Annotated in this window: 8 protein-coding genes and 1 pseudogene; 3 read left to right on the top strand and 6 right to left on the bottom strand. The window is 52.3% G+C overall.

Annotated features, from left to right (window positions below):
• Positions 1-29 precede the first annotated feature (29 nt).
• The 3 genes from TX77_RS10265 to TX77_RS10255 all read right to left on the bottom strand — a co-directional run bounded on the left by TX77_RS10265 (position 30) and on the right by TX77_RS10255 (position 1,874).
• The gene (locus TX77_RS10265) at positions 30-485 is read right to left on the bottom strand and encodes a flavodoxin family protein (RefSeq protein WP_230198113.1); all 456 of its coding nucleotides are present in this window, start codon (positions 483-485) and stop codon (positions 30-32) included.
• 157 nt (positions 486-642) lie between these two features.
• Positions 643-1,365, bottom strand: coding sequence for an NAD-dependent protein deacylase (locus TX77_RS10260; RefSeq protein ID WP_044504995.1), 723 nt, complete (start codon positions 1,363-1,365; stop codon positions 643-645).
• A 17-nt stretch (positions 1,366-1,382) separates the two neighbouring features.
• Positions 1,383-1,874, bottom strand: coding sequence for an HD domain-containing protein (locus TX77_RS10255; RefSeq protein WP_044504994.1), 492 nt, complete (start codon positions 1,872-1,874; stop codon positions 1,383-1,385).
• Between the two features lie 171 nt (positions 1,875-2,045).
• On the opposite strand from TX77_RS10255, the gene TX77_RS10250 reads away from it, so the two are divergent.
• The 3 genes and pseudogenes from TX77_RS10250 to sstT all read left to right on the top strand — a co-directional run bounded on the left by TX77_RS10250 (position 2,046) and on the right by sstT (position 7,984).
• Entirely contained in the window at positions 2,046-3,452 is a 1,407-nt protein-coding gene (locus tag TX77_RS10250; protein ID WP_044504993.1) for an alanine/glycine:cation symporter family protein, read from the top strand.
• 331 nt (positions 3,453-3,783) lie between these two features.
• On the top strand, positions 3,784-6,579 hold the full coding sequence (ileS, locus tag TX77_RS10245; protein WP_044504992.1) for an isoleucine--tRNA ligase: 2,796 nt from the start codon (positions 3,784-3,786) through the stop codon (positions 6,577-6,579).
• Positions 6,580-6,780: 201 nt separating this feature from the next.
• A pseudogene (gene sstT, locus TX77_RS10240) lies at positions 6,781-7,984 on the top strand (serine/threonine transporter SstT).
• 78 nt (positions 7,985-8,062) lie between these two features.
• Here sstT and TX77_RS10235 read toward each other — a convergent pair.
• The 3 genes from TX77_RS10235 to TX77_RS10225 form a co-directional block, all read right to left on the bottom strand.
• Positions 8,063-8,599 carry a flavin reductase family protein gene (locus TX77_RS10235; RefSeq protein WP_044504990.1) on the bottom strand — a complete coding sequence of 179 codons (537 nt, stop codon included), beginning with the start codon at positions 8,597-8,599 and terminating at the stop codon, positions 8,063-8,065.
• Positions 8,600-8,816: 217 nt separating this feature from the next.
• Positions 8,817-9,026: a DUF1858 domain-containing protein gene (locus tag TX77_RS10230; RefSeq protein WP_044504989.1), complete on the bottom strand. Its 210-nt coding sequence runs from the start codon at positions 9,024-9,026 to the stop codon at positions 8,817-8,819.
• An 83-nt stretch (positions 9,027-9,109) separates the two neighbouring features.
• Positions 9,110-10,429 (bottom strand): purple acid phosphatase family protein, encoded by a 1,320-nt coding sequence (locus TX77_RS10225; RefSeq protein WP_044504988.1) that lies wholly within the window; start codon positions 10,427-10,429, stop codon positions 9,110-9,112.
• Positions 10,430-10,548 lie beyond the last annotated feature (119 nt).

Below are 10,548 nucleotides of genomic sequence, written 5' to 3'. Positions count from 1 at the left end.
TCCTTCGTGGAAGCTTTTTTTGTATAAGGTTATGGTTCAGAATTTGTCGTGATTTCTCGGGCGAACTGTCGTGCGTGTTCGGCCTTTTTGTCGTCCATAAAGACCGTCTTATAGCCTAAGTGGCGTTCGGCAAACATGGAGAGGTACTCGAGCTTCGAGTGTTTGCAGTAGCGCTTGATGCCTTCTTCAAAGAGGTCGGCCCCGTGGATGGGCTTATAGCCGCAGGTCACCATGAGGGCCACTTTTTTACCGGCCCAGAGGGAGGGTCCTACCTCATCGCCGTAATATTTGTTGAAGCCGTAGACGAAGCGGTCGAGGACATTCTTCAGCGGTCCCGGACAGTACCAGGAGTAGATGGGCGTGGCCAGGACGATGAGGTCTCTCTCGAGGACGGCGTCTGCAATGGGCGCGAGGTCATCGCGGCGGACGCAGGCGAAGTGCTGCCAGTCCTGTTGACAGCCGCGACAGGCGTAGCACGGATCTATCTGATAGTCATAGAGCTAGAAGAGTTGGTATTCATGGCCCAGTTTTTTCAATTCGTCACAGAAGGGATCGAGGCACTGTTTGGTGTTGCCGTTTTTTCTGGGACTGCTCATGAGAATGGTGATTTTCATCGGAGTTCCTTTCACGAACGAAGGGCTTTTATAGGACGATATGGCTGAAGACGTCGCCGATGGCGTCGTGGAGGACGAGGTCGGCGGCGCTGTCCATGTCGGTCGTCGACTTGTTGATGAGTACCAATTTTTTGCCGCGGTAGTAGCGGACTAAGCCGGCGGCGGGGTAGACGACGAGGCTCGTGCCGCCGATGATCAGCATGTCAGCCTGGCTGATATAGTGCAGGGACTGTTCGATGACGTCGTTGTCGAGGCCTTCTTCGTAGAGGACGACGTCAGGCTTTATGGTGCCGCCGCAGGCATCGCATTTGGGGATGCCCGTAGAATCCTTCATATACTGGGCATCGAAGAATTTATGGCAGTGGGTGCAGAAGTTGCGGTGGACGCTGCCGTGGAGTTCGAGGACGTTTTTGCTGCCGGCCTTTTGATGGAGGCCGTCGATATTCTGGGTGACGATAGCCTTTAATTTTCCGGCTTTTTCCAGTTCGGCCAGCTTGAGGTGGGCCATGTTGGGTTTGGCGTCGAGGGCCAGCATCTTGTCGCGGTAGAAGCGGTAAAATTCTTCCGGTTGTTCCCGGAAGAAGGTGTGGCTGAGTATCGTTTCCGGCGGGTATTTGTAGTGCTGGTTATAGAGGCCGTCGGTGCTGCGGAAATCGGGAATCCCGCTTTCTGTCGAGACGCCGGCGCCGCCGAAGAAGACGATATTGTCCGAATGTTTGACCATGTCGACGAATGTTTCGATTGCTGTCATAGAAAAAACTCCCTTCATTATACGCCATAAGTATATTTCAATAATTCGAGTCCCGTTTTGGTGCGGAACACTTTTTCTTTAAAGGTCCGAACGGCTTCCGGCTTCAGTTGATCTTCATAAGCATTGACCAAGAAATCGGCTTCCAAGAGGATTTGGTAATCCACCCCGTCGACACCGCTGTAGGTATGGTGATGGGCGATGAGGAAGGTGACCCGCTCGATGAAATCTTCGGCGACTCCCAATTCTTCGAGGATGGCCCGTGCCGGTGCCGGTCCTTCAATTTCTTGGAAATGGCCAGATGACGACCCGTATTTTTCTTCGGCCTTGTGAATGCCGATGTCGTGGAGGACAGCTGCCGTTTGGAGGATGGCCAGCCGATTCGCTGAGAGACCTTCTAACCGACCGATCGTATCGGCATAGGCATAGACTTTCAGGAAATGGTGGATACGCCGGGCGTCGCCTTTGTCATAGGCGACGGCCTTTTGGATGACCTGCTCAATGGATATCATAAAAACGCCTGCCTTTCTAAGGCCATTATACTACATAATGAATGATTATAAAAATTATCCTGTGCTAATTTGTCAAAAACCATTGACAAAGAGTCTATTTATATCTTATGATTTTTTATAGGAATTGTTACATTTATTTATCATTTTTTTATTATGGTTAGGAGTGGTTTTATGGTCATGGACGTCCTGAATTACCTTGACGATGTCCTTTATTATCCGATTTTAATGGTCATCCTCGTTGCAGCCGGCCTCGTTTTCTCGTGGAAAACACGGCTCATCCAGCTTCGTATGTTCGCTGAAAGTATCCGCGTCGTCATGGAAAAGCCGACAAAAGACGGAAACGTATCGTCTTTCCAGGCCCTCATGGTTTCGACGGCATCCCGCGTCGGTACGGGCAACATCATCGGCGTATCGACGGCAATCTGCCTCGGCGGTCCGGGGGCCGTATTTTGGATGTGGATCATCGCCATCATCGGCGGCGCCACGGCCTTTATCGAAAGTACCCTGGCTCAGGTTTACAAACGCCGCAACGCCTTGGGAAACAGTTACGGCGGCCCGGCTTACTACATTGAAACGGCCATGCATAATCGGGGCTTGGGCGTCCTCTTTGCCTTATCCTTGATTCTTACCTATGCCGGCGGCTTCAACCTCCTCTGTTCATTTAATATGCAGTCGACCTTCCTCGTTTACGATTTCTATGATCCGACGATGACGCCGTGGATCCTCGGTGCCGTTTTTGCAGCCCTCGTCGCTTACTGCCTTATCGGCGGCGGTCAGCGCATCATCAAGGTTACGTCGATCATGGTACCGGTCATGGGCGCCATCTACATTCTGGCAGCCTTGGTCGTCGTCGTCGCTCATATTTCCAGCCTGCCGCAGGTATTCTCCATGATCTTTGCTGATGCCTTTGATTTTGAATCCATCTTAGGCGGCGTTTCCGGTTCCTGCCTGATCTACGGTATTAAACGCGGTCTGTACTCGAACGAAGCCGGTATCGGTTCGGCTCCGAACGCTGCCGCTGCCGCTGACGTCAGCCATCCCGTTAAACAGGGCTTGGTTCAGATGCTGTCGGTCTTCATCGATACCCTCTTAGTCTGCAGTGCTACGGCTTTCATGGGACTCTTCTCAGGCGTCCCCATTACCAAAGAAGTCGCCGGTGCCGCTTATGTCCAGAGTGCCGCTTCGGCCGTCTTCGGCGGATTCGGACCGCTCCTCATTACGCTTTGCATGCTCCTCTTCGGTTTCTCGACGCTCATCGGCAACTTATACTACGTCGATAACTGTATCCGCTTCATCCATAAAGGGGCTCCGTCTCAGAGCTTCGTCTATAGCTTCCGCATCGTCTGCATCGCCGTCGTCTTCATCGGCGCCGGCATGTCAATGGCTGCCGTCTGGGCCATTGCCGACATCCTGATGGCCATCATGTGCTTCATCAACATCCCCGCCTGCTTTATCCTCAGTAAAGTCGCCGTCAATGCCATGAAGGATTATCAGCAGCAGCGTGAAGCAGGGCAAATTCCGGTCTTTAAAGCCGCTGCTATCGGTATCGACGAAAGCACGGTACAGTATTGGAAATAAATCCTCTTGACAAATAGGGGGAGAGACCTTACAATACGCTTATATACAATGATAATTGTATTAAATAATTAAGCGTAAAAGCTATGAACAAGACGGTCGATATGGCCCAGCCTTTTTAGCGAACCGGGGACGGTGAGAGCCCGGCAGAGGCTGTATATCGGCGGATCACTTGGGAGCTGCAGCTGCGAACCAGCTGCCGGGTCGCATCGTTATATTGCGTCAAAGTGGCTGCGTGAGCAGTCAATAGGGTGGTACCACGGTGATTACGTCTTCGTCCCTTTTTGGGACGGAGACGTTATTTTTTTTCACACAGATAAGAGGAGGAAGCATCATGGATTACGGTAAGACTTTACATCTGCCCCAGACGGAATTCCCCATGCGCGGCAATTTGCCGAAACGGGAACCGGACTTTTTGAAATTTTGGCAGGATCATGACATTTATAAAAAACGCTTGCAGAAACGGGACGGAGCGCCTAAGTTCATTCTGCACGACGGCCCTCCCTATGCCAATGGCAAGATTCATATCGGCCATGCTTTAAACAAAGTATTAAAAGACATTATCCTTAAATATAAGACCCAGCAGGGCTGCTATACCAAGTATGTTCCCGGCTGGGATACCCACGGCCTTCCGATTGAACACGCCGTCATCAAGGATACAGGCCTCAATCGCCACGAAATGACGCCCCTTGACTTGCGTGCTAAATGCCGCGATTACGCCTTAGCCCGCGTCGAAGAACAGAAGAAAGACTTCATCCGCCTGGGCGTTCTCGGCAATTGGGAAGATCCCTACCTGACCCTTCGCAAACACGTCGAAGTCGCTCAGATCGGCGTCTTTGGCGAAATGGCTAAAAAAGGCTATATCTACAAAGGTCTGAAGACCGTTTACTGGTGCCCGCACTGCGAAACGGCTCTGGCTGAAGCTGAAATCGAATACAACGACGATAAATCGTTCTCCATCTACGTCAAGTTCAAATCCGTCGACGTCAGCGGCCATATGCCGAAAGATGCCGATCCGGAAAAGGTATTTGCCCTCATTTGGACGACGACGCCTTGGACCATTCCCTGCAACCTGGCAATCAGTGCCAACGAAAACCTGGAATACGTCTGGGTCCGCGTCGGCGATGAATATCTCCTGATGGCTAAAGAACGAGTTGCCGTTACCATGGAGGCCGGTAAGGTTACGGACTATGAAGTTCTGCCCGACGTCATGACGGGCAAACAGCTCGAAGGCATGGTCTTCATGCATCCCTTCTACGACCGCAAGGTCCCGGTCATCCTCGGCGATCACGTTACGCTCGAAGCCGGCACGGGCCTCGTCCACACGGCTCCTGACCACGGCCAGGATGACTTTGATGTCTGCATGAAGTATGAAGCCTGGGGGCTCAAACCTTTGGGCACTGTCGACGGTTCCGGCCGCTATACCGATAAGGTTCCCGGCTTTGAAGGCCAGTTCGTCTTCGATGCCAACGTACCGGTCATCAAGAAATTGGCTGAACAGGGCACCCTCTTTGCAAAAAGCACCTTCCGCCATCAGTATCCGCACTGCTGGCGCTGCAAGAACCCGATCATCTATCGGGCAACGGAACAGTGGTTTGCTTCCGTCGACGGCTTCCGTCAAAAGGCCCTCGATGCCATCGATACGGTCAAATGGATCCCGTCTTGGGGCCATGACCGCATCTACAATATGATCCACGACCGCGGCGACTGGTGCATCTCCCGTCAGCGTGTCTGGGGCGTCCCCATTCCGATCTTCTACTGCGAAGACTGCGGGGAACACATCATCAACGATGAAACGATTTCTCACCTCCAGGATATGTTTGCTAAAGACGGTTCCGACGCCTGGTGGATGTATGACGTCAAGGAATTGATGCCTGAAGGCTATAAATGCCCCCACTGCGGCGGCACCCATTTCCGCAAGGAAAGCGACATCATGGACGTTTGGTTCGACAGCGGCAGCACCCATCAGGGCGTCCTTAAGCACGATCCGGACCTCGATTATCCCTGCGAAATGTACCTTGAAGGCTCGGACCAGCATCGCGGCTGGTTCAACAGCTCGCTCCTCACGTCCGTTGCCGTCAACGGCTATGCTCCGTATAAATCGGTTCTGACCCACGGCTTTACCGTCGACGGCGAAGGCCGCAAGATGAGTAAATCCGTCGGCAACACCGTAGCACCGCAGGAAGTCATCGAAAAATACGGTGCTGATGTCCTCCGCCTGTGGGTATCGTCGGCTGACTACCAGGGCGATATCCGCTTGTCGCCGAAGATCCTGAAGCAGCTCTCCGACGTCTACCGCAAGATCCGCAACACCTTCCGCTATCTCTTGGGCAACTTGGCCGACTTCGACCCGTCGAAAGATGCCGTCGCCTACCAGGATATGACGGAACTCGATAAATGGGCTCTGCTGCGCATGGAACAGGTCTTCGAAGAAGTTACCGACGCCTATGAAAACTATCAGTTCCACGTCATGTACCATGCCATCCATAATTTCTGCACCGTCGATTTGAGTGCCATGTACCTCGACGTCATCAAAGACCGCCTGTATACGGAAAAGACGGATGCTCCCGTCCGCCGCAGCGCCCAGACGGCGATGTACATCATCTTGGATACGCTGGTCAAGATCGTCGCTCCGGTCCTGTCCTTCACGGCGGAAGAAGTATGGCAGAATATGCCTGCCGTCGACGGCAAAGAAGAAAGTGTCCTCCTTACGGATTGGCCGGAAGTTCATAAAGAATATCTGAATGCCGACCTCGATGCTCGTTGGGACCACTTCCTGTCCTATCGCCGCGACCTGACCCGTATCCTCGAAGGAGCTCGTCAGGAACACAAGATCGGTCACGCCCTCGATGCTGCCGTTACCATCTATGCCGATGGGGAAGACTACGATTTCCTCAGCTCCTGGCAGGATCAGCTGGCTGCCTTGCTCATCGTCAGCGAAGCGAAACTCGTCAAAGGAGAAGCTCCGGCCGATGCCGCAGCCGGTGAAGACCACAGCGACATGAAGGTCGTCGTCGTACCGTCGAGTGCCGAAAAATGCGAACGCTGCTGGATGCACACCGACACCGTCGGTTCCGATGCCGCTCATCCGACGCTCTGCGCTCGCTGCGCCCACGTATTAAGCGAATAAATTTTCAACCTTGAAATTTCCTTATCCGTAAGGAAGCCCATGGTTGTCCCGAAATGGATAGTTTATGCCTGTCAATGACAGCATAGGCTATCCGTTTTTTTTGTTGAAATTTTATGAATTTTATTTTATAATAAATGAAGTGTTCTGTTATAATGTACATTTGTATTTTTGGAACGATATGTTCTATGGGAGGTTTTTGGTATGCATAGTTTATGGAGTGCCCTAAATCGCATCAGCTTGATCAAGCAGATCATCGTCGGCCTGATCATCGGCATTGCGGTAGCCATGAGTTTTCCCGCAGCTGCTCATGAGTTGGCCCTGTTGGGCGTCATTTTCGTCGGCGCCTTGAAAGGTATTGCTCCGGTCTTGGTCTTCGTATTAGTCGCTTCGGCCCTTAGCCGGAAACAAGAAAATCATGAATCGAAAATTAAAGACGTCATCATCTTATATCTCATCGGTACCTTTTTAGCTGCTTTTTTCGCCGTCATGATCAGTTACGTATTCCCGCTGACGCTGCAGCTCGACGTATCGGCTGCGACGAACAAAGCTCCTGAAGGCATTGCCGAAGTCCTGACGACGCTCCTTAAGAATATCGTTGATAATCCCGTCCACGCTTTGATGACCGGCAACTACATCGGTATCCTCGGCTGGGCTGTCCTCTTCGGCATCGCCACCCGCCGCGTTTCCGAATCGACGAAAGCCGTCCTCGACGACTGTGCTAATGCGGTCACGACCTGTGTCCAGTGGGTCATCCGCCTGGCTCCCCTCGGCATCATGGGCCTCGTCGCCGATTCCATTTCTTCCAACGGCATTGAAGCCATCATCGGCTACGCTCAGCTCCTGGCCCTCCTGGTCGGGACGATGCTCATCTTTGCCTTCGTCGTCAATCCGATCATCGTCTATGCCAAGCTTCGCAGAAATCCCTATCCGCTCGTTTGGAAGTGTATCTCGACCAGCGGCGTCACAGCCTTCTTTACACGCAGTTCGGCGGCGAATATCCCGGTCAACATGGCCTTGGCCAAAGAACTCGGCATCGACCCTGACACGTATACGGTTACCGTTCCCCTCGGGGCGACGATCAACATGTCCGGTGCAGCCATTACCATTTCGATTATGACCTTGGCAGCCGTCCACACTTTGGGCATTGCCGTAGATTTTCCGACGGCTCTCCTGCTCAGTGTTTTGTCGGCTATCGGTGCCTGCGGTGCTTCCGGCGTTGCCGGCGGTTCGCTGCTCCTCATTCCCATGGCCTGCAGCCTCTTCGGCATCTCCAATGACATTGCCATGCAGGTCGTCGGCGTCGGCTTCATCATCGGCGTCCTTCAGGACTCGACGGAAACGGCTCTCAACTCGTCGACAGACATCCTGTTTACGGCAGCATGCTGATTTTGCAAAACGATCATAGAAAAGCCATCCCGGCTATTAAAAAGGCCCTCAAGAATCGGATTTTAGTCCGGTCCTTGAGGGCTTTGTCGTGGAATTATTATTTAATGATGTAAGCAGCGACGATTTCGGCGTAGTATGCCGTGTGGCTGTCGCGGTTGGCCATGTGGAAGGTTCCGTCGACGTTCTGGGGATAGAATTCGTCGTTAATATCTTTCGGTAAGTCGGAGAGTTTCTGTTCTTTTTGGAAGAGTACACGGCATTCTAAGGTAAGGGGCAGTTCCTTAATGCCCGGGACGGAGATGACCTCAGGATCTTCCAAGGTCAGGCCTAATTTTTCAATCTTGTCGCCGTCATGGCCGCTGAGGGTACCGGCTTTTCCTAATATGGAGCGATTGAAGGCTTCGACGGGGACGTTGACCGTAAATTCCGGATTCTTAGAAAGCTGTTCGTGAGTGAAGCGGTGCTGGCGGACATAGACCGTGAAAATAGGTTTGGCCCATTCAATGCCGAGGGTACCCCAACCGATGGTCATGGTATTGACCCGGTCGCCGGCCTTCGTCGTCAAGAGAACACCCTTACGCAGATTTTCGAGGATTTCCGGTGCTTTTTCAAAAACGTTAATTTTTTCTTTCATGGCAATGACTCCTTTATATACACATAACTAAATATTTCTTTTCTTAGGATAGAATTATGATACCATAAGTCGAAGAAAAGGGGAAGTATGCACTTAAAAGTAAGGTACTATCCGAAAGGAGAGCATAGAGGTTTTCGGGAATCGGGGATTCATGGGGAAAGGGAAATCTAATAGGTATAAAAAAACTGCCGCACCAAAGGTGCGACAGCTTTTTATCTTATTTACCGCTTTCAGCGATGCAGTCGTTGATATCGGCGATGAGGGCATCGACGTCGATGCCGTGAGCACCGGCACCCTGACCGATGGTTTCAAAGTGAGCAGCCATGCAGCCGACGCAGCCAAGGCCGTACTGCTGGAAGATTTCGATGATCTGCGGGTGTTTCTGAACGGCTTCAATAATACCCGTATCTTTGGTAATCTGTGCCATAGTATATTCCTCCTTCTTCGTTAAATACAACCCGGATGGTTTTGAAGGAACGTCCGGATTGAGTCTATTATATCACACTTTTTTTAGTTGTGTGAAGAAATGCTTCGTTCCTCTAACAGTTGACCGTCGGGGAGAAAACTGCGGAAGGTCAGTTTGTCTGCCGTCGCTTCTAAGGTCATGTAGTTGTCTGTTTCCGGCTGAGGCGCGACGTATTCATCGAGGCTGTGCTGCTTCCAGAGGCTGGGATAGCGGACGTTGCCGGCGACGCCGGTGATGATGTATAAGGGGCCGCTTTCATCTCGCTGGAAGTTCTTGATATGGCCTCGGTCGCGGTAGGTGTGGAGATGGGCCGACAAGACGGCATCGACGCCGTACTGGTCAAATAAGGGCATCCACAGCCGTCCTTCTGCTGAGAAGCCTTCTTCACGCGGTTCCGGGCGGTTGGCAAAGCCGTACTGCAGGGGATCTTTGTGCATCAAGACGACCTTCCATTTCTTCGTCGTCTTGGCCATATCTTCTTTGAACCAGGCCACTTCATCGTCATTTAAGGTTGGCTCGAAGTCGGCCAGTTCCTGTGCCTGAGTGTTTAGGACGACGAAGTGGATGTCGCCGTAATCGAAGGAATAGAATTGGTTCTGGTATTTATCCATGTCGATATGGGGCAGGGAAAAGAGGTGCGTATAGGCCTCGGGCATGCGCATCTTCCAGTCCGTATTGTACGTTTCGTGGTTGCCCATAATGGGGACGACGGGGATGCGGGAAATCATCGGGCCGACGGCGTCGAACCAGGCATTCCACTGGTAATGGGACTGGCCGTTATCGACGAGGTCGCCCATGTTGACGAAGAACTGAGCATCCTGATTATTCTGCCAAGCTGCTTGCGCTAGGGAGGCCCAGCCGCTGTAGTCGCTGGACTGGGAATCGGGGAAGATGAGGGCCTTGAAACTGCTGCCCTCAGCCGTATGGAAAGGCGTCCAAGCGCTGCGCTTGTCGCCGTAGCCGACGCGGTATTCATAGGCTGTACCCGGCGTAAGGTCGGTAACCGTTGCCGAGTGGATATATGTCGTCACGCCGTCATCGCTGAAGGCGTCGCTGGAAGCGGGAAGGGCCATAATCGTATCGTCGTCGCCGGTCTTGCGGAATTCCACGACGGGATCGTCTTCGGCGTAGTCCGACTGCCACATAAAGGTCCGTGACGTCGTGCTGTCAGCCGTAATGACCTGGCGGATATTCGAAGCATCTACCGATTCGGTCGGCAAGTAGTGGGCCGCTGCTGCTTTCGTGGCTCGAATGCCCTGTTTGGCGACGGCCTTCGTTCCCGGCAGCCAAAAGTAGGCTGCTGCGGCTGCAATGGCCAGGACGGCGACGATGGGGATGATTATTTTTTTATGGTTCCATTTCATAGAATTCCTCCTATCCAATATGTTGTAATTAGAGTTATTTTCATTATTGTAGTTATTATAGACTATGGAGTCAACTCTAAGTCAAGAAAAAACTTGACAAGGAAGGACCTTCGATATAA

The organism is Megasphaera massiliensis (assembly GCF_000455225.1).
In the GTDB taxonomy this organism is placed as follows: domain Bacteria; phylum Bacillota; class Negativicutes; order Veillonellales; family Megasphaeraceae; genus Megasphaera; species Megasphaera massiliensis.
This window is presented reverse-complemented; position numbering and strand designations above follow the sequence as displayed.

Excerpts from the sequence above, each read along its gene's own strand:
- TX77_RS10260 (WP_044504995.1), bottom strand. The coding sequence starts at position 1,365 with ATGACAGCAATCGAAACATTCGTCGACATGGTCAAACATTCGGACAAT.
- TX77_RS10255 (WP_044504994.1), bottom strand. The coding sequence starts at position 1,874 with ATGATATCCATTGAGCAGGTCATCCAAAAGGCCGTCGCCTATGACAAA.
- TX77_RS10250 (WP_044504993.1), top strand. The coding sequence starts at position 2,046 with ATGGTCATGGACGTCCTGAATTACCTTGACGATGTCCTTTATTATCCG.
- ileS (WP_044504992.1), top strand. The coding sequence starts at position 3,784 with ATGGATTACGGTAAGACTTTACATCTGCCCCAGACGGAATTCCCCATG.
- TX77_RS10235 (WP_044504990.1), bottom strand. The coding sequence starts at position 8,599 with ATGAAAGAAAAAATTAACGTTTTTGAAAAAGCACCGGAAATCCTCGAA.
- TX77_RS10230 (WP_044504989.1), bottom strand. The coding sequence starts at position 9,026 with ATGGCACAGATTACCAAAGATACGGGTATTATTGAAGCCGTTCAGAAA.
- TX77_RS10225 (WP_044504988.1), bottom strand. The coding sequence starts at position 10,429 with ATGAAATGGAACCATAAAAAAATAATCATCCCCATCGTCGCCGTCCTG.